Genomic DNA, 17,579 nt, shown 5'->3' on the forward strand with positions numbered 1-17,579 from the left:
CTCCGACCCCGGATACGCCGAATGGCAGCGCCGGGAATAGGCGGATCCGAGCATCAGAAATGCACCACTCGCGGGAGGTCGGCGACCTGGGCTTCGGCGACGAGGCCGAGAAAACTGCGGCACGCGTACTGCGCCTGCACCCGCCGGTGGTACTTGCGACTCGACACCGCGAGATCGAGCCCGGCGAGCCGAACCCGCCACGACCACAACTGCGACGGCGTCTCCCTGGCGGTGGTGGCCGAGGTCTCGGTGAGCCTGGTGCGCAGTTCCAACATCGCCCGTGAACAGGTTTCGGCGTCGACGAACCGCTGCGCGGCCTGGCCGAGGCTGCGGTTGTTCGCGGAGAGGAACCGCCACGTCACCGCATCGTCGGCGGATCTGTAGATCTGGAAGCGAGCGAGGGCCATCGAGGTTTCTCCCATCAACTGGCACACCCCGACGTGTGCGCGAATCGTCTTGTTCCGGGGTGTACGGGAGAAAAATCCACGGCGTCCGCCCGGTTGCGATCACGCTCACGACGGACGACGGGCAACCAATTGTCACAACTCGGAAACCAGGTGTAACGCCTTAGCCGCTATCGATCTCGCCAGGTGGCGGAAAATCACCACCACGGCCCTCGGTAAAGGCTGTAAACCGGAACGCTGCGTGCCGATCCGGTCACGGTCGCGCGGCCCTGGCAACGTTTTCGGCCGGACCCCGGTTCGCATTCGCCGGAGAAGGTCGCGCGGGTCACACCCGGGCTGGATCCGTTGCGGCACTTGCGGTGTCCGCGCGATCGCCCGCAGCGACGGCCACCGCGGCGGAGGGCTGATCGACATCGCCGAAGCGGACGAATTCGGCGACAAAGGACCGCGGCGGGCCGACCCGGGCGATCTCCCCCGGCGCGGTCGCCGATCGGCCGCGCACGCGTCCACGGAGGGGCACCCCGGCGCGGTGGAGTTCTCCCGGCGAGGGGCTGTACCGATCATGAAGCTGTTACGCGCGCAATGGTCGCGACGATATGCACCGAACACCGACGGGTCCGCGCGATCGGCGGCGCGGCGCGGCGGCGGGCTCCGCCCTGGCGGCCAACCGCCGTTCGCCTGGCGGCTACCCGCTCTTAGACCACCCCGGAGCAGTGCTCCCAGTCACCGCTACTCGGCGGTCGCGTCGACCTTGCCACCGGAGCGCAGCATCCGGACCAGTTCGACTGTGGACAGTCCACACAGGGCGGCGAGGGACTCCAGCGCGCTGATGTCGAGGTCGCGGGTGCTCGCCGCGTGCCTGGCGACCTCGGTGACCGCCCAGCGGTGCGCCGGGGCCAGCTCCGGGCGCGAGTCGCCGGCCAACTCGGTCAGGTCGACCTTCAGCGACGCCGGGTACTCCTCGTGGCTGACCTGGTCGTGCACCCGCTCCAGCAGGTCGTGCGGGGACGCCTCCAGCGCGGTGCACAACTGGACGAACCGGACGACGGTGCAGGAGCGGGTCCCGGTCTCGTAGGAGGCGAGCGCCTGGGCGGAGAGCTCGTTGGGCAGCCGCTGCACGAGCTGCGCCCGGGTCCACCTTCGGCGCATCCGCAACTGCTGCAACTCGCGCCCCAGCGCGCGCTGGTATGCCACACCATCCATGCCGCTTCCCCCGTCCCGTGTGGGGCCCTGTTCTCGACAGCGCGCTGACCTGCGGTTTCCCCGATTGGTGCCACGTTACGCACATTTGCTTTCGGCGCACCCGGCGCGCGCGGACTGTGCCACCATCGAGTGAGCCCACACCGGGTGAACTCCACACTGCGTAGCGCGACGACCGCAGTGTTCCTACCGCGCGGTAGGGCTGGACCACCTGCCGGGTACCAGCGGATACTGCCCGGGCACCAGGCTCACGGCCCTCGCGTCGAAGCCCGCCGCCCCCCTCCTGCGGCGGAGCGGGGTCCGAGCGAGTGCGAGCCCGGGGCCGGTGGTGCCGCACCGGCCCCGGGTCACCCCCGCTGCCCCACCACCAACACCAGCACCACGACCACGCACGGCACCACCGCGACCAACCCCACCCACCCCGGCAGCACCAACACCCGCCCCCGGTACCGCCGCGCTCCACACAGGACCATCACCAGCGAGCACAGCAACACCCCCACCCCACCCCCCACCGCCACGGGCGTCATCGCCCCGTGCAGCAGCAAGGCCCCCACCCCCGCACACGCCAACCCCGTCCGCGACCACGCCAACCGCGTCCGCTCGGCCTGCAACCCACGGTCCTCAGTGGTCACACCCGACCATCCGCGGTTGCTCCCCAGCGGCTCGCCCTCGCGGCCGCCGGGTCAGTGGTCGCGGTCGCCCGCCCACCGCGTGTGGTCGCCGGTGCGCGCTCAGCAGTCATCGGCTCGCAGCCCCCGATCTTCAGGCCCACAGCTGCCAGCTCCCGGACTCCTGCCACCTGCACCGCGGGCGTGCCCACCGCTGACACCCGCCGCCGACCCGTGGTCGCGGCCGCGAGATCGTCAGCCGCTGATCCAGCGTTCGCACCCACGGCTACCGACCCTGCTGTCTTCCGCCAACGGCCGCCACCCGCAGGCGCGTCCGGTGTCGTGGCCGACCACGCCAACCGCGCCCGCCCGGCCTGCAACCCACGGTCCTCAGTGGTCACAGCCCACTGTCCACAGTAAGCAGTGCACGACCCACAGTGACTGGCCCGCTGTCGGCGGTCACCGGCCGACGATGACGAGGATCAGGACGGCGATCGCCACCACGCTCACCCCGATGGCCACCAGCGGTACCTGAGGACCTGCGGGCAGCGGCTCCCCCGATCGCATCGCGCGCTGGGTCACGCGCCAGCGGTGGTGGCTCAGCACGGCGAGGACGGTCCCCAGGACCACCAGCGCGATCCCGATCCCCGAGCGCAGCGCGGGCAGGCCCATGTCGGGGAGGTACTGCCAGACCGCGACTCCGCCTGCCACCAGGGCGAGGGCGGTGCGGACCCAGGCCAGGAAGGTGCGTTCGTTGGCCAGCGTGAACCGGTAGTCCGGTTCCTCGCCCACTGTCTCACCCATCGGTCGCATCGCCTCCCCGCGCATCCTAGGTCGCCGGGAGGCCGGTACCGCTGCTCAGTGGGCATCCCCACGGTGACTAGAGCGGGGACTGGAGCGGGGTGACGTCGACCTGGTTGTAGAGCGCGCGCAGGACGTCGTGGTCGACGGTGCCCGCGAGGGGGGCGGCGACGGCGGCGCCTGCCCAGGTGACGGCGAGGCGGAGGCGTTCCGGCCAGGTGAGGCCGCGGCGGAGGCTGTCGGCGAGCGCGGCGACGGCGGCGTCACCCGCGCCGGTCGGGTTGCCCGCGACCGGTTCTGGCAGGGTCGCGCGCCACTCGCCGTCGGGGGTCGCGGCCAGCAGACCGTCCGCGCCGAGCGAGACGACGACGGCCTCGGCACCCAGAGCGCGCAACTGCCTGGCACCGGCCACCGGGTCGTCGTCGTCGACAGCGGCCGCCAGTTCCTCGGCGTTCGGCTTCACGATGGCGACCCCGGCCTCGGCCGCCGCCCGCAGCGGGGCACCACCGACGTCCACCACGGTGGGCACGCCGAACTCCGCGGCCAGCGCGACGAAGTCCGCGTAGGACTCGTCCGGCGCGTCCAGCGGCAGGCTGCCCGAGCAGACCAGCACCTCGGTGCGCGGCAGGTACGACCGCACCAGGTCGTGCAGGCGCGACCAGTCGAACGCCGAGAGCGGGCCGCCCGGCTCGTTGAACGTGGTGGCCTCGTCGGCGACCACCGCGATGGTCATCCTGGTCGCGGCGGCGACCGGCAGCAGGTCGTGCGGCAGCCCGGCGTCGAGCAGGTCCGCGCGCAGCGAGTCGCCGAGGATGCCGCCGACCGGGCCGAGCGCCCTGGTGGGCACGCCCTGGTCGTGCAGCACGCGGCTGACGTTGAAGCCCTTGCCGCCCGCGCGCTCGAACACCGCGCCGATGCGGTGGACGTGGCCGGGGCGCAGCCGGTCGACGCGGTAGCTCACGTCGAGGGCGGGGTTGGCGGTGACGGTGAGGATCATCCGGTTGTCCCGATCTTCCGTGCCGGGACCGCGCCCAGCACACCCAGCAGTCCGGCCACCTCGGCGGCGACCGCGGCGCGGGCCGGGCCGAGGTACTTCCTGGTGTCCACGAGGGACTCGTCGTCGGCGAGCGCGCACCGGGCGGCCGCGGTGAACACGGCGTTGATCCGGGTGCCGATGTTGACCTTCGTGATGCCCGCCAGCACGGCGGCGGCGAGCGCGGCGTCCGGCACGCCGGATGACCCGTGCAGCACCAGCGGGACCGGCACGGCGGCGTGGATCGCGGCCACCAGGGCGAGGTCGAGCCGGGCGTCCCTGGTCAGCATCGCGTGCCTGCTGCCGACCGCGACGGCGAGCGCGTCCACCCCGGTCGCGGCGACGAACGCGGCGGCCTCGGCGGGGTCGGTGCGCACCCCGGGCGCGTGACCGTCCTTGCCGCCGATCTCACCGAGCTCGGCCTCGACCGGGATCCCGGCCGCGTGGCAACGGCGCACGACGGCGGTGGTGAGCGCGACGTTGTCGGCGTAAGGCAGTGCGGAGGCGTCGAACATGACCGAGCCGACGCCGAGGCGCAGACCTTCCTCGACCAGTTCGGTGCATTCGAGGTGGTCGAGGTGCACCGCGACGGGGACGCCCGCGTTCCTGGCGACGGCCATGGTCGCGAGGGTGATCGGTTCCAGGGCACCGTGGTAGCGCGCGCAGTTCTCGCTGATCTGCAGCACGACGGCGGCACCGGCGCGCTCGGCGCCCGCGACGACGGCCTCCGCGTGCTCGACCTGGATGACGTTGAACGCCCCGACCCCGCGACCGGCCGCGGCGCCGAGGATGGCGGCGGTGGGGACCAGTGGCATCTCAGGCGCCGAGGACGACGGAACGGGTGAGGTTGCGCGGCCGGTCCGGGTCCAACCCCCGCCGGAGCGCGGCTTCCACCGCGACGCGCTGGGCGAGCACGAGCTGCGCCATGGGGTCCAGGTCGCTGCCGACGTAGGTGGCCCCGGTCTTGGCGATGTCCGCCTCCAGCCCGTCCGGCGCCTGCCCGAACACCCAGGCGACCCGGCCCGGCTGCGCGATGCTGATCGGCCCGTGCCGGTACTCCATGGCCGGGTACGACTCACTCCACAACCCGGCGGCTTCCCGGATCTTCAGGGCGGCTTCGTGCGCGAGTCCCACGGTCCAACCCTGCCCGAGGAAGGTGAACTGCTCGGCGTCCGGGAGGTCCTGGAGGTCAACTTCGAGCGCCGTTCCCGCGTCGGCGATGGCCGCGGAGAGGTCTTCACCCAGCGACGCCCGCAGGTGCGCCAAGGCGGTGGTCGCGAACCTGGTCTGAACCACAGACCGCTCATCGGCGAAGTCCAGCAAGACCGTCTCGGTGGCCAACTCCGCCGCGGGCGACCCCGCGACCCCGGTGATCACCGTGCTGGGTAAGTCGATTCGTTCGAGCAGGTCGACGACCTCGGTGGTCGTCCCGGACCGCGTGATCGCCACCACCCGGTCGTACCCCCGCCCCAGCACAGCCTCGGAAGCCGCGAACGCGTCCGTCCACTCCCCCCTGGCACCCCGCAACGCCGCAAACGCCATCCCCACAAACCACGACGTCCCGCACCCCACCACAGCCACCCGCTCGCCCACCCGAGCCACCGGCGCCCCGCTCACCCGCCCCCAACACCCAGGCTGCCCCGCGATCTCCACCGCGACGAACGACATGGCCACCCTCCGTGCTCAGAGCTGCACATTACCGGCGCCCACAGTGCAGCAGTGCGCAGACTACCAGCCGAAGAGGTCAGATGTCTCAACCAATTCGACCGCAGGACGGGGGCGGGCAACCCCCGCCCGGGCAGACGTCGAGCACCCGGGCGGGGCAGGTCCAGTCGCTACTTGCCGCCAAAGGCACGTCGCCACCAGGACTCGGAATCGGCCTTCCGGTCAGCCACCTCGGACGCCTGCTCGCCCGACGCGCCGGACTCGTCGGCGTTCGCGGACTTGGCGGCGTCGAGAGTGTGCAACGTGCGACGGATTGCGAGGACAGCAGAGATGTTCCCGCCACTGGCGTCCTCGTCACGATCATCGTGGTCGATGGCGGCACTGATGCGGCGAAGCAGGGGCTCAGGAAGCTCGACGTTCTCGGCGAGGCTGAACAGCGCACGTCCGGCTTCCGACTCATACGGACCGGTCAAGGCGCCAAGCACAGCGTCGACCAACTGCTCGGCGACGCGCGAGTCCAAGCGCGGGTTGATCGCGAGACCCGACCAAGCCGTCGGAGAACTCAACACCTCACGTTGCAACCGACCGTCGGCGGCCTTGGCGATCGCGTAGTGGACCTCAGCGGAAGGATCATCGCTCAGCGCCGCGACCTGCACCTCGAAGGGTGCGCGCGCATACGCGCGCGCACGAACACCGGGATAGACGCTCGCACACAACTCGAGGACGCGAGCAGGATCGGTCGTCTGCTGAGCCTCGTGGAGAAACTCCCCAACCTGCGTCGGGTACGAGGTCATGGCAGCGCGGTGCAGCACCCAGGCGGCATCGGTGACATCGCGACACCATCGCCTGGCGCCGTACCTACCCGGACCGATGCCACTGTGTTTGACCAAGACACCGATCACGGCGTCGATGTCGGGGTCGAAGAACGTCAGCACGTACTCGGCGAGGTCCGTGGCGGCGTTCGGATAGTCGTCTTCGGCCGCCGCCCGGAGATGACCACGGATCTTGGTGGCCGGGTAGAGATCGGTGTAGCCCAAGCTTCGGGACAACTCCCTCCAGAACTCACCAGCCCGCGAGTTCTCCCCGCGGTAGACGGGCAACGCCTTGAGAAGTCGGATCATCAAGGCCGCCGCGGGCACGAGTTCAGGGTCACCGAAGAGCGGACTGGGCTCAAGCAGTTCCTCCGGCTTCAGGTCGCCCAACTGCAGGGCATCGCGCAACTTGGTCAGCGTGTCAAGTCGGGGCCTACTCGACTTGCCAGACTCCAACTGGCTGATCGTCTCCTGCGAGACCTGCGCGCGAGCCGCGAGTTCGCGTTGGCCAACGTCCAAGGCTTCGCGCAAGTGCTGCAACATGGTCTTCATGTCGTACACAATATCCGAACGAACGGCTTAAAACCTCTCCGGAACGGCTTTGGTCTAAAGTCGAACGGATTCTTCACCCGATCGACCTAGCGGTCGAGCCTCTTGCGCGACGGCGCAGGACCCGGCTTCGTCGTGTGGGTAGCCAGCAGCCTGTTCCATCGCCGTCCGGCCGGGGCACGCCATTTGGGGTACAGGCTGCTCGGGGATCAGGCCGACCTGGGCGCACAGGCCGCACTGTTCGCCGTGGGCGTCGACGCCGTCGCAGGTCTGGGGCGGGGAAGAGAGGAAGAGTTGTTCACGCGGCACAAGGTGTGGCGCTGGTGTCACCGGTCCGACCTGTCGAGCTGGGGCGGAGCGGTGACACCAGCGTGGTAGGGCCGCCGACTGGGGATGGTTCCGGGCGGGCAAGGCCGCGTGGCCTACCGACGCCGCCGGGGAGGGCTCAGCTGGAGCGAAGCGCGGTGGCCTCGCGGGCCAGGCGTTCGATGGTGGTTGGGTTGGCGGTGGTGGGGGTTAGCCAGCTGCCGCCTACGCAGGCGACGTTGGGGAGGGATAGGTAGGTGGGGGCTGTGGTGGCGGTGATGCCGCCGGTGGGGCAGAAGCGGAGGGCGGGGAGGGGGCCCGCGATGGACTTGAGGAAGGGGACGCCGCCCGCGGCTTCGGCGGGGAAGAACTTGAGTTCGGTGTAGCCGAGTTCGGCCAGGCGCATGGCTTCCGAGACGGTGGCGGCGCCGGGGAGGATGGGGAGGCCGGTGTCGGCGGCGGCGGCCAGCACGGACTCGGTGGTGCCGGGGGTCACCAGGAATTTCGCGCCCGCGGCCAATGCGGCGGCGGCCAAAACCGGTGTCGTCACAGTCCCAGCGCCGACCACCGCGTCCGGGACCTCGTCGACGATCCGCCGGATGGACTCAAGAGCCGCGTCGGTCCGCAGCGTCACCTCGATAATCCGAACGCCCCCGCGCACCAGCGCCTCGGCCAACGGCACCGCGCGCGCCACGTCGTCGACCACCACGACCGGCACCACCGGCGACAGGTCAAGCAAGCTCATCGAACGACTCCTCACAGCGCCGGGACCAGGTCGAACGGTGCGAAAACGCTTGCGCCCTGGTCCGCGGGACCGACAGCGCGGCGGAGCGCGGTGAACAGCTCACGCCCGGTGCCCGTCCACTCGGTGGGCACAACATCCTCGGGCGTCCGCACAGCAAGAACTTCAGCAGCGACCAAGACATCCACCCGCCCGGCATCCGCGTCCAGCCGGACCAGGTCGCCGTCGCGGATCAACGCGATGGGACCACCTGCCGCGGCTTCCGGCGTGCAGTGGATGGCCGCGGGGATCTTGCCCGACGCCCCGGACATCCGCCCGTCGGTCACCAGCGCGACCTTGTGCCCCCGGCTCATCACCGCGCTCAACGACGGCGTCAGCCCGTGCAGCTCCGGCATCCCGTTCGCCCGGGGCCCCTGCTGCCGCAGCACGATCACCACATCCCGGTCCAGCTCCCCCGCCCGGAACGCCTCGGTGACCGCCTCCTGCGTGGTGAACACCCGCGCGGGCGCCTCGACGACCCGGTGCTCCTCGGCCACCGCCGACACCTTGACCACCGCGCGCCCCAGGTTCCCGGCCAGCATCCGCAGCCCGCCGTCGGCCGCGAACGGCGCCGACACCGGGCGCAGCACGTCGAGGTCGGCCGACTCGCGCAGCCCGTCCCGCCAGCGCAGCACCCCGCCGTCGAGCACGGGCTCCTGCCGGTACCGGTCCAGCCCCGGACCGGCCACTGTGGACACATCGCCGTGCAGCAACCCTGCGTCCAGCAACTCCCCCACCAGCAACTGGACGCCACCTGCCGCAACGAAGTGGTTGATGTCCGCCGATCCGTTCGGGTAGACGCGGGCGAGCAGCGGCACGACCGACGACAGGTCGGAGAAGTCGTCCCAGGTCAGGTGGATCCCGGCCGCGGCCGCGATGGCCACCAGGTGCAGCGTGTGGTTGGTGGACCCACCCGTGGCCAACAACGCGATGACACCGTTGACCACCGACCGCTCGTCCACCACCTGCGAGATCGGCGTGTACTCCGCACCCTGCGCCGTGATCTCGACGACCCGCCGAGCGGCGGCCTCCGTCACCGCGCGCCGCAGCGGGGTGCCGGGCGGGATGAAGCTGGCGCCGGGCAGGTGCAGCCCCATGACCTCGACCACGAGCTGGTTCGAGTTCGCCGTCCCGTAGAACGTGCACGTCCCCGGGGAGTGGTACGACGCCGACTCCGCGGCCAACAAGTCGTCACGCGTGGCCTTGCCCTCGGCGAACGCCTGCCGGACCCGTGCTTTCTCCCCGTTGGGCAGCCCGGACGCCATCGGCCCGGCGGGCACCAGGATCGCGGGCAGGTGGCCGAACGCCAGCGCGCCGATCAGCAGTCCCGGGACGATCTTGTCGCACACCCCGAGCAGCAACGTTGCGTCGAACATGTCATGCGAGAGCGCCACACCGGTGGCCATCGCAATGACCTCGCGGCTGAACAGCGAGAGCTCCATGCCCGGCCGCCCCTGGGTGATCCCGTCGCACATCGCGGGCACCCCACCGGCGAACTGCGCGACGCCACCGGCCTGGCGGGCCGCTTCCTTGATCCAGCCGGGGAACTCGTGCAACGGCTGGTGCGCCGAGAGCATGTCGTTGTAGGCGGACACGATCGCCACCCCCGGGGCGCTGACCCCCTTGACGGCCAGCCGGTCCGGTCCGGCGCAGGCGGCGAACCCGTGCGCGAGGTTGCTGCACCCCAGCCCGGCGCGCATCGGCCGCGACGGCACGGCGGCGGCCATCCGGCGTAAGTAGTCCGACCGGCTCCCGGCGCTGCGGGCGGCGATCCTCGCGGTCACATCGGCAACGACCGAGTTCAACGGCACGCTCATCGTCACTACTCTCCGGGCATCGTCGGTGTTGTTCCCCCGGGCGAACGACGACACTGGCGTGCACCGCGCCACCGAAACTACCGACTGGCCCGAGCGGGTGTCAAAATCGATTCAGCTGCGGTGCCCCGATCGCCAGACGCGGGGCTGGGCAGAACGTGAGAGGGTGTCGCCCACGACAGGAGAGGGGTTGCCCGAGGTGGTGTCCAACGAACGGGTCGGCCGGTCGCTGCTGCGCGAGGAGGTCAGCGAGCGCATCAAGCGCTACATCCTCGACAACCGCCTGCGCCCGGGTGCCCCGCTGCCCACGGAGAACGAGCTGTGCGCCGCGCTGGGCGCCTCCCGTTCCAGTGTCCGCGAGGCGATCAAGACGCTGGACGCGCTCGACATCGTCGAGGTGCGGCACGGGCACGGCACCTACGTCGGCGGCCTCAGCCTGTCTGCGCTGGTGGAGGGCCTGACCTTCCGCGGCCTGCTCAGCCCGGACGACGAGTTCGGCGTGCTGTCTGACCTGGTCGAGGTCCGCGAACTGTTCGAGCGCGGCAACGCGGCAGGCATCGTCACCGCCCTCGACGCCGAGCACCTGGCCAGCCTGGACGCCCTGGTCGACCGCATGGACACCGGCGACGACCCGTTGGCGGCCGACCGCGCGTTCCACGCCCTGCTCGTGCACCCCCTCGGCAACGAACTGGTCAGCCAGCTCACCGACGCCTTCTGGGACGTCTACACCACGGTCGCCCCGCACCTTGGCCTCCCGACCGACGAGCACGACACCGTCGCGCTGCACCGCGACATCATCACCGCCGCCCGCGCGAACGACCTCGACAGCTTCGCCACCGCGGTAGCCGCCCACTACGCCCCCATCCGCCTCAGGATCACGGCGGCACGAGCGGCCTAATCCCAGTCCCAACCAAGGCGGTAGATGCCGGGAGGCGGGTCGGCTTCGACGTGTTGGGCGGTCGAGGTGGCGCCGAGTCGGAGGTCGGTTTCGGCGCAGTCGGTCTCGCCCACGGAGGACTGGAAACGGCGGTAGACCCGGACCGGCAGCGCGGCCGCGTCGAACTGGACCGTCGCCCCGTAAACCCGCGTGGCCGCCCCGATCCGCTGCGAGTGGTACAGCTCCGGTGACCCAGGAGCGATCGTGTACCCCAGGGACACCAACTCCCCCGCGCCAAGACCGCGGTCCAGCAGCAGTTCGAACGTCGTGAACCCGGTCTCCGCGTCGCCGCGCCGTCGCCCCTGCCTGCACCCGACCGTCGCGGTGATCTCCGGTTCGCCGAGGTCGCTGCGGTAGGCGACGGTGTAGCGGTCGACACCTGCCTGTTCGGCCCGGAGCACGACCAGGTGCTCGACGCGGTACAGCAGCCGGTCCGCGCCGACGACGCAGATCACCTGGAGCGACACCTTCGACATCCGGTCGACCGCCGCCAGCGTGGTCCCGAGGCTGTCGAGCGTGCGCAGCAACCCGTCCGGCCGTGCCCACGCCTGGTCGGCGCGCATGTCGTCCGGCGCACGGGTCAACCACCGGCCGCGCGGACGCGGGGGTCCCAGCAGGGACGACAAAGCGCGGTCCGGCAGCACCAGGATCTCTTCCAGGACAGCGAGTGCGCGCAACGACTCCGGCCGTTCCGGTTGTGTGCGACCGCTTTGCCAGTTGCTCAGCGCCGTTTTGCTCACCGGCACCTCGCGTTCGGCGAGGCGGTACTGCACGCGGTCCAGGCTCAGCCCGCTCGCCCGCAGCGCCAGCCGCAGCGCGAGGCTGAACGGCCCCGTCACCAGGGCCTCGCGCAGGCGGGCGTCGGTGACCATCAGTCGAAAAGGGACGGTTGGCCGCCGGGCGCGGCGCCCTCGATGCCCAGGATGCGCAGCTTGGTGACCGCGCCGTCGCCCGCGGAGAACCCGCCGACCTTCCCGTTCGCGCCCAGCACCCGGTGGCACGGAACCACGATGGGGTAAGGGTTTCGGCCGAGTGCCTGGCCGACGGCCTGCGCCGAACCCGGCAGGCCGATCAGGGTGGCGACCTCGCCGTAAGTGAGCGTCTCGCCGACCGGGATGGCGCGGGCAACGGCGTGGACGCGCAGGTCGAACTCGGGGATGCCCTCGGGGTCGACGACGATGTCGGTGAGGTCGTCGCGTTCGCCGTCGAGCAGGGCCGTCATGCGCGCGATGGCGGACACGACCGCGGCGGGCGGTTCGGCCTCGGTGCCGTAGCGGCGCAACCGGGCCGCGGTCGCCGACTCGGTGCGCTCGGGCAGTTGCACGGCGGTGATGCCACGCTCACCCCACGCGACCCCGCACCGGCCGATCGCCGTGTCGAACAGCGCGTACACCGAACCACCTCCGGACGTGCCGAGATCCCCGCCCCCGGCAGTGTGCCGGAAACGGGGACCTGGCAACAGCTCAGGAGTGCAGGAGCTGGTGGAAGAACGACCGGTAGCGGCGCAGCGCCAGCCGCAGGTCCTCGGTCTGCGCCGCGGAACCGCCCTGCCACTGCTCTTCCAGGCCGCGCTTGTGCTCGGTGAAGGTCGCCGCGAGGGCCTGCATCACCTCGGCCACCAGGTGGTCGGCGCCGCGGACCGCGTCCTGCGGGTCGTCGACGAAGGTGGTCTGGATGGCCTGCCACTGCTCGCGGAAGCGGCCGACCTCCTCCTCGGAGAACAGCTGCGCCGCGGGCTCCTCGGCGTCGGTCGCGACCGGGAGACCGGACTCGCGGACGCTCTGCTGCTCCGGGATCGCCGCGGTGGGCGCGTTCTCGGTGTACTCGGGCTCAGCGTGCCCGGCCCCGGTGTGCTCGGATCCGGCGTGCCCGACTCCGGCGTGGTCGACCCCGGTGTCCTCGACTCCCGTGTGCTCGGATCCCGTGTGCTCGGATCCCGTGTGCTCGGATCCCGTGTGCTCGACGCCGGCGTGCGTGGACCCGGTGTGCTCGGGGTCGGCGTACCCGGCGTCGGTCGAGTCGGGGTCGGTCAGCGAGTTCGGCGGGTCGGTGCGCGCGTCGTCGCGATCGCCGTAGCCGGTGTCGCTGTACGCCTCGTCGGCGTAGCCCGAGTCCCGGTAGGCCGAGTCCCCGCGCGCCGTGTCAGCCGTGTCACCGTGGGTCGTGCCCGCGTAGGCGGTGTCCGCGGTCCGGGCGTCCTCGCCGTCGCGGTAGGCGTCACCGCGGGTGTCCCCGTCGCGGGTGTCAGTGCCGTGGGCGTCCCCGTCGTGGGTGTCAACGTCGGGTTTTCTGCCGGTGCCGGTCGTCGCGTGCTCGGTGTCGCGGTCGACCAGGAGGTCCTCGGTCTGGAGCCGGTGTTCGTTGTCTGGCTTGGTCACGGTTGGGCCTTCCGTGGGGACGTGGGGCTGACTCACTGGGTGGCGGGGCGGGCGTCGTGCGGGTGGGCGCTGTCCGCCCCGCCCGCCACCTGACCGTCCACAGGGGACTCGTCGGCGTGCGTGCCGGAACCGTCGGAGAGCAGGTCGTCGAACAGCGCGCGGTAGCGGACGATCGCCTCGCGCAGCTCCTCGGTGGAGGCGTCGCCGTCGCCGGTGTGCTTGGCGCGCACCGATCGGGCCAGCCGGTAGTGCTCCACAGTGGACGAGTGGCGGACCGAGAGGTCGGCCACCCGCTGGTCGTGGTCGCCGTCGACGGGGTAGCCGCGGTCGGACATGAGCGCGGTCACCAGCCGGTCGGCCTCGTCGACGGCGGCACCGGGCCGGTCGACGAACTCGGCCTGCACCAACGACCACCGCGAGGTGTAGTCCTCGCGCTCGGCCGGGGTCAGGTCGCGGATCTCGAGCTCGGCGTGCCGCTTCTCGCGGCCGAGCAGCTCCCGCTCCGCCTCGCGCTTGGAGCTCGCGTGGACCGTGCGGTCGTACTCGTCCCCGAACCGGTCTCGCAGGTGGTTGCTGCGCGCCTTGGCCCGCAGCGCCACCGCGATGATGGCGACAACGACGACGACCGCGACGACGATGCCGATGATCGCACCTGTTGACATCGGGTTCTCCTTCCCGGACATCGCGTGATGCCGGGTAGATACCCTCGCCCCCAGGGGGTGAAACGGTTTCCGTTCCACGTTGGGCCATTGGGCCCAACCCGTCCACTGTGGACCCCTGCTAGCAGCCGCAACCCCCGGTGACGACGGTGGTCAGCGGGTCGACCGGCACCGAGCGGCCCTCGACCGGGAATCCCTCGCGCGCCCAGTACTCGAAGCCGCCGAGCATTTCCCGGACCGGGTAGCCGAGCCGGGCGAACTCCAGCGCGGCCTTGGTCGCGCCGTTGCACCCCGGCCCCCAGCAATAGGTGACAACGGGGGTCCCGGCGGGCACCAGTCCCGCGGCGCGCGCGGCGATCTCCTTGGTCGGCAGGTGGATGGCGCCGAGCACGTGCCCCTGGGCCCACGCCTCGGCGGAGCGGGTGTCGACGAGGGTGAAGCCGCCCGCCGGGAGGGTGGCGTGCACGTCGCTGGAGTCGGTCTCGAAGGTGAGCCGGGCGGTGAAGTGGGCGATGGCGTTCATGCCGCTGATCCTGCGGGTGCGACGACCGTCGAGGAAGTGGCGCGGACGCCGCCGTGCGCTAACATTCCGCCATCCGCACCGTGAGCGTCCTGGCCTACGACGGCATGTCACCGTTCGAACTCGGCATCGTGACCGAGGTCTTCGGCCTGTCCAGGCCCGAGTTGGACGTGCCGTGGTACCGGCTGGTGATCTGCGCGGACGGCCCGGTCCGGGTGGTCGGCGGGGCGACCATGCTGGCCGGGTACGGGCTCGACGACCTGGCCGCGGCCGACACGGTGATCATCCCCGGGGTGTCGGACGTGCGGTCCCCGGTGCCGGAGCCGGTGGTGGCCGCGCTGCGGACCGCGCACGCCAGGGGCGCCCGGCTGGTGTCCATCTGCTCCGGCGCGTTCGCCCTCGCCGCCGCCGGGCTGCTCGACGGCAGGCGCGCGGCGACGCACTGGCAGTACGCGGCGCTGCTGGCCGAGCGGCACCCGGCGGTCGAGGTCGACGCGGACGTGCTCTACGTCGACGACGGCGACATCCTCACCAGCGCGGGCAGCGCGGCGGGCATCGACCTGTGCGTGCACCTGGTCCGCGCCGACCACGGCGCCACGGTCGCCAACGCGGTGGCCCGCAGGCTGGTGGTGGCCCCGCACCGCGAGGGCGGGCAGGCGCAGTTCATCGAGGCACCGGTCCAGGAACCGACCGAGGACGCGGTGGCCGCGAGCATGACGTGGGCGCTGGCGAACCTGGCGGCGCCGATCACCGTCGAGTCGCTGGCCAGGCTCGCCCACCTGTCGACCCGCACCTACCTGCGCCGGTTCCGGCTGACCGCGGGCACCAGCCCCATCCGCTGGCTGATCACCCAGCGCGTCCAGGCCAGCCTCGCCCTGCTGGAGTCCGGCGAGCACCCGATCCCCGACGTCGCCGCCGCGGTCGGCTTCGACTCCCCGGTCACCTACCGGCACCACTTCACCCGCGCGATGCGCACCTCCCCGTCCGCGTACCGCCGGGCGTTCCGCGAACGCGGCTAGCATCGCGGCCAGAGGCCGACGAGAGGACGCAGATGGACCAGCCGCTGGAATCCCGCTTCATGGTCAACATGCCCCCGGAGCAGGAGGTCGGCCACTACGCCAACTTCGCCGTCGTCTGGCACGACAAGGAGTCCTTCGTGCTGGACTTCGCCACCATCGTCGGCCCCAACCACCCCACCCAGGACGACAGCGGCACCGAGTTCCTCGCCACCCCGGCCCGCATCGTCTCCCGCGTCCGCATCCCCCCGTCCCAGGTCTTCGAGATCATGAAGGCCCTGGAGCAGCAGTTGTCGAAGTGGGAGCAGGAAACCGGCCGCAAGCCGCTGCAGTAGCCCTAGCCCTGCTCAACGGCGGCTAGCCCTATCCCCGTTCCACGGCGACTAGCCCTAGCCCCGTTCCACGGCGACCACTGCGGGGTCGGCCAACTGGTACCCGACCCCGCGCACCGTGCGGATCAACTGCTCCCCGCCCCCGATCTTCCCCCGCAACCGCCGCACGTGGACGTCCACCGTCCGCTCACTCACGTACGTGGTGCGCCACACCTGCGTCATCAGCGCGCGGCGGCGGTGGACGCGGTTCGGGTGCGTGGCCAGGTAGAGCAAGAGGTCGAACTCCAGCCGCGTCAGGATGACCTCGCGGTCGCGCCACAGGACGCGGCGGGCGTCAGCCTGGACGCGCAGCGGCGCGGTCTTGCGGGCGGGCAGCGGCAGCACCGGGGCCACCGGGCCGTCCACCGTGACCGCCAGTTCGTCGCGGCCCAGGGCGTTGAGGGCGTTGACGAGGCCCGCGGTCAGCGCTGGGATGCGGTCGGCCTCGGCGGTCACGTGGACGGTGAGGGTGACTCTGGCTGGCTCGCTCAAGGGTTCGGTGTGGGTGGGCAGCGCGGACAAGGCCATGGTGATCCCTGGGTTCGAAGGAGGGCTGAGACACGATGGTGCTCAGCCCTGACATCGACCGCCGGTGATCGGGTAGGGACGCACAGCGACAAGCTGACCAGTCGGGCGACGGCTGGTCAACGGTGTCCGGAAGGTGGGAGCTACTCGGCGTGGCTGGCGGCGGACTCCGCGGCCAGGTACGGGTGCAGGACCTCGGCGCCGCGCGGCAGGAACCACTCGTCGATGTCGAGGCCCGGGGTGCCGAGCAGGTCGATCTCGTCCTCGCCGGTCTCCTCGTCGAGGTCGAAGAGCCGCTCGTGGTCGAGGTCGGCGAAGGCGTGCGCGTCGAAGGCGGCGAAGATGTCCTTGAGCGGCAGCTCGTCGAGCAGCCCGGCCAGGTCGAGCTGGACCCCGGCCTCGGCCTTGAGCACGTGCAGCGCCAGCGCCTCCGCGGTGCACAGCGGCGGCGTCCAACCCGGCTGCGCGAGCCGGTAGCCCAAGATGGCGCTGACCACCAGGAACTGCTTGGCGAACAGCGCGCCGTAGTGCTCGGCGTAGCGCAGCGGCAGCTGGTTGAGCACGCTGAGCGCGTCGACCTCGCTGGCCGTCTCCTCGGCGTCCTCGAGTTCCTGCACGTCGGCGAACAGCTCGTCGGTGAGGATCTCCATCGCCTGCACCAGCGCACCGGCGACCAGGCGCGCGGCCTCGGCGGAGACCGGGCTGTCCGGGTCGGCCGGGTCGTGGCCGAACGCCTCGGGGCCGAACGCGCGCAGCGTGCCCGCGGAGACCAGCAGCTCGTCGCGCAGCGCGGCGACCTCCTCCGGGCTCAGCTCCTCGTCCTCGTCCTCGTCGTCGAGCTCGGGGTCGTCCTGGCCGAGCGCGGCGGCCAGGTCGTCGTCGGAGGCGATGACCTCGCACCGGCCCAGGGTCCAGTCCGAGAGCAGCTCGCTGGTGGCGAGCAGCTCGGTCAGCACGTGCCTGGCCGCCTCCTCGGCGAACGACAGCGCGGGGGCGTCCAGCAGCCAGGTGATGACGGCGCCGGTGGGGTGCACCGCGACCCGGTGGTCCAGCGGCTCTACCTCGACCCCGTCCGGTCCCTCGATGCCCGCGAGCAGCTCCAGCTGCTCGTCGAGCACGGCGGCGACACCGTGGCGCTGCAACGGGTCGAGGTCGGTGTCCGACGGCGGCGACACATCGGCGGTGAGCTGGTATTCCACG

20 protein-coding genes are annotated in these 17,579 nt (G+C 71.5%); 3 read left to right on the top strand and 17 right to left on the bottom strand.

Annotated features, from left to right (window positions below):
• Positions 1-53: 53 nt before the first annotated feature.
• The 10 genes from CLV68_RS30145 to edd form a co-directional block, all read right to left on the bottom strand.
• Positions 54-407 carry a hypothetical protein gene (locus CLV68_RS30145; protein WP_121394400.1) on the bottom strand — a complete coding sequence of 118 codons (354 nt, stop codon included), beginning with the start codon at positions 405-407 and terminating at the stop codon, positions 54-56.
• 726 nt (positions 408-1,133) lie between these two features.
• The gene (locus CLV68_RS30150; RefSeq protein WP_121394401.1) at positions 1,134-1,607 is read right to left on the bottom strand and encodes a helix-turn-helix domain-containing protein; all 474 of its coding nucleotides are present in this window, start codon (positions 1,605-1,607) and stop codon (positions 1,134-1,136) included.
• Between the two features lie 344 nt (positions 1,608-1,951).
• On the bottom strand, positions 1,952-2,236 hold the full coding sequence (locus CLV68_RS30155) for a DUF202 domain-containing protein (protein ID WP_211346816.1): 285 nt from the start codon (positions 2,234-2,236) through the stop codon (positions 1,952-1,954).
• Positions 2,237-2,671: 435 nt separating this feature from the next.
• The gene (locus CLV68_RS30160; RefSeq protein WP_170224671.1) at positions 2,672-3,016 is read right to left on the bottom strand and encodes a YidH family protein; all 345 of its coding nucleotides are present in this window, start codon (positions 3,014-3,016) and stop codon (positions 2,672-2,674) included.
• 76 nt (positions 3,017-3,092) lie between these two features.
• Positions 3,093-4,010 carry a 1-phosphofructokinase family hexose kinase gene (locus CLV68_RS30165; protein WP_121394404.1) on the bottom strand — a complete coding sequence of 306 codons (918 nt, stop codon included), beginning with the start codon at positions 4,008-4,010 and terminating at the stop codon, positions 3,093-3,095.
• Positions 4,007-4,861, bottom strand: coding sequence for a class II fructose-bisphosphate aldolase (locus CLV68_RS30170; RefSeq protein ID WP_121394405.1), 855 nt, complete (start codon positions 4,859-4,861; stop codon positions 4,007-4,009). Before CLV68_RS30170 ends, CLV68_RS30165 begins: the two co-directional genes overlap by 4 nt.
• Before the next feature lies 1 nt (position 4,862).
• A complete protein-coding gene (locus tag CLV68_RS30175) occupies positions 4,863-5,714 on the bottom strand; it encodes an SIS domain-containing protein (RefSeq protein WP_121394516.1) in 852 nt (283 codons plus the stop codon).
• Between the two features lie 167 nt (positions 5,715-5,881).
• A complete protein-coding gene (locus CLV68_RS30180; protein WP_147460222.1) occupies positions 5,882-7,075 on the bottom strand; it encodes a helix-turn-helix domain-containing protein in 1,194 nt (397 codons plus the stop codon).
• Between the two features lie 442 nt (positions 7,076-7,517).
• Positions 7,518-8,123, bottom strand: a complete 606-nt coding sequence (gene eda, locus CLV68_RS30185) for a bifunctional 4-hydroxy-2-oxoglutarate aldolase/2-dehydro-3-deoxy-phosphogluconate aldolase (RefSeq protein ID WP_121394407.1) — start codon at positions 8,121-8,123, stop codon at positions 7,518-7,520.
• Positions 8,124-8,134: 11 nt separating this feature from the next.
• Positions 8,135-9,976 carry a phosphogluconate dehydratase gene (gene edd, locus CLV68_RS30190; protein WP_170224672.1) on the bottom strand — a complete coding sequence of 614 codons (1,842 nt, stop codon included), beginning with the start codon at positions 9,974-9,976 and terminating at the stop codon, positions 8,135-8,137.
• 196 nt (positions 9,977-10,172) lie between these two features.
• Between edd and CLV68_RS30195 the strand changes: the two genes are divergently transcribed.
• On the top strand, positions 10,173-10,871 hold the full coding sequence (locus tag CLV68_RS30195; RefSeq protein ID WP_246010199.1) for a FadR/GntR family transcriptional regulator: 699 nt from the start codon (positions 10,173-10,175) through the stop codon (positions 10,869-10,871).
• On the opposite strand, the gene CLV68_RS30200 is transcribed toward CLV68_RS30195, so the two are convergent.
• From CLV68_RS30200 to CLV68_RS30220, 5 genes are all read right to left on the bottom strand, one after another.
• Positions 10,868-11,782, bottom strand: a complete 915-nt coding sequence (locus CLV68_RS30200; protein ID WP_121394408.1) for a hypothetical protein — start codon at positions 11,780-11,782, stop codon at positions 10,868-10,870. The two genes, CLV68_RS30195 and CLV68_RS30200, sit on opposite strands and share 4 nt — an antisense overlap.
• A complete protein-coding gene (locus CLV68_RS30205; protein ID WP_121394409.1) occupies positions 11,782-12,303 on the bottom strand; it encodes a methylated-DNA--[protein]-cysteine S-methyltransferase in 522 nt (173 codons plus the stop codon). The genes CLV68_RS30200 and CLV68_RS30205 overlap by 1 nt, the downstream gene beginning before the upstream one ends.
• 70 nt (positions 12,304-12,373) lie before the next feature.
• Positions 12,374-13,288: a hypothetical protein gene (locus CLV68_RS30210; protein ID WP_121394410.1), complete on the bottom strand. Its 915-nt coding sequence runs from the start codon at positions 13,286-13,288 to the stop codon at positions 12,374-12,376.
• Between the two features lie 32 nt (positions 13,289-13,320).
• Positions 13,321-13,950 carry a hypothetical protein gene (locus CLV68_RS30215; protein ID WP_211346818.1) on the bottom strand — a complete coding sequence of 210 codons (630 nt, stop codon included), beginning with the start codon at positions 13,948-13,950 and terminating at the stop codon, positions 13,321-13,323.
• A 118-nt stretch (positions 13,951-14,068) separates the two neighbouring features.
• Complete coding sequence (locus tag CLV68_RS30220) at positions 14,069-14,470, bottom strand: rhodanese-like domain-containing protein (protein ID WP_121394411.1); 402 nt, start codon at positions 14,468-14,470, stop codon at positions 14,069-14,071.
• Between the two features lie 71 nt (positions 14,471-14,541).
• Here CLV68_RS30220 and CLV68_RS30225 point away from each other — a divergent pair, with 71 nt between their 5' ends.
• Both CLV68_RS30225 and CLV68_RS30230 read left to right on the top strand, forming a co-directional pair.
• Positions 14,542-15,486: a DJ-1/PfpI family protein gene (locus tag CLV68_RS30225; protein ID WP_121394412.1), complete on the top strand. Its 945-nt coding sequence runs from the start codon at positions 14,542-14,544 to the stop codon at positions 15,484-15,486.
• Between the two features lie 32 nt (positions 15,487-15,518).
• Positions 15,519-15,818 carry a DUF3467 domain-containing protein gene (locus CLV68_RS30230; RefSeq protein WP_121394413.1) on the top strand — a complete coding sequence of 100 codons (300 nt, stop codon included), beginning with the start codon at positions 15,519-15,521 and terminating at the stop codon, positions 15,816-15,818.
• Between the two features lie 54 nt (positions 15,819-15,872).
• Here CLV68_RS30230 and CLV68_RS30235 read toward each other — a convergent pair whose 3' ends face one another.
• Positions 15,873-16,382, bottom strand: a complete 510-nt coding sequence (locus CLV68_RS30235) for a winged helix-turn-helix domain-containing protein (RefSeq protein ID WP_121394414.1) — start codon at positions 16,380-16,382, stop codon at positions 15,873-15,875.
• A 140-nt stretch (positions 16,383-16,522) separates the two neighbouring features.
• Positions 16,523-17,578 carry a hypothetical protein gene (locus CLV68_RS30240; RefSeq protein ID WP_092783493.1) on the bottom strand — a complete coding sequence of 352 codons (1,056 nt, stop codon included), beginning with the start codon at positions 17,576-17,578 and terminating at the stop codon, positions 16,523-16,525.
• Between the last annotated feature and the right edge of the window lies 1 nt (position 17,579).

The sequence above is a fragment of the Actinokineospora cianjurensis genome (assembly GCF_003663795.1).
In the GTDB taxonomy this organism is placed as follows: domain Bacteria; phylum Actinomycetota; class Actinomycetes; order Mycobacteriales; family Pseudonocardiaceae; genus Actinokineospora; species Actinokineospora terrae.

Coding starts and splice junctions, on each gene's coding strand:
- CLV68_RS30200 (WP_121394408.1), bottom strand. CDS start 11,782: ATGGTCACCGACGCCCGCCTGCGCGAGGCCCTGGTGACGGGGCCGTTC.
- CLV68_RS30235 (WP_121394414.1), bottom strand. CDS start 16,382: ATGGCCTTGTCCGCGCTGCCCACCCACACCGAACCCTTGAGCGAGCCA.
- CLV68_RS30175 (WP_121394516.1), bottom strand. CDS start 5,714: ATGTCGTTCGTCGCGGTGGAGATCGCGGGGCAGCCTGGGTGTTGGGGG.
- CLV68_RS30220 (WP_121394411.1), bottom strand. CDS start 14,470: ATGAACGCCATCGCCCACTTCACCGCCCGGCTCACCTTCGAGACCGAC.
- CLV68_RS30170 (WP_121394405.1), bottom strand. CDS start 4,861: ATGCCACTGGTCCCCACCGCCGCCATCCTCGGCGCCGCGGCCGGTCGC.
- CLV68_RS30145 (WP_121394400.1), bottom strand. CDS start 407: ATGGCCCTCGCTCGCTTCCAGATCTACAGATCCGCCGACGATGCGGTG.
- eda (WP_121394407.1), bottom strand. CDS start 8,123: ATGAGCTTGCTTGACCTGTCGCCGGTGGTGCCGGTCGTGGTGGTCGAC.
- CLV68_RS30160 (WP_170224671.1), bottom strand. CDS start 3,016: ATGGGTGAGACAGTGGGCGAGGAACCGGACTACCGGTTCACGCTGGCC.
- CLV68_RS30165 (WP_121394404.1), bottom strand. CDS start 4,010: ATGATCCTCACCGTCACCGCCAACCCCGCCCTCGACGTGAGCTACCGC.
- edd (WP_170224672.1), bottom strand. CDS start 9,976: ATGAGCGTGCCGTTGAACTCGGTCGTTGCCGATGTGACCGCGAGGATC.
- CLV68_RS30230 (WP_121394413.1), top strand. CDS start 15,519: ATGGACCAGCCGCTGGAATCCCGCTTCATGGTCAACATGCCCCCGGAG.
- CLV68_RS30150 (WP_121394401.1), bottom strand. CDS start 1,607: ATGGATGGTGTGGCATACCAGCGCGCGCTGGGGCGCGAGTTGCAGCAG.
- CLV68_RS30215 (WP_211346818.1), bottom strand. CDS start 13,950: ATGTCAACAGGTGCGATCATCGGCATCGTCGTCGCGGTCGTCGTCGTT.
- CLV68_RS30180 (WP_147460222.1), bottom strand. CDS start 7,075: ATGAAGACCATGTTGCAGCACTTGCGCGAAGCCTTGGACGTTGGCCAA.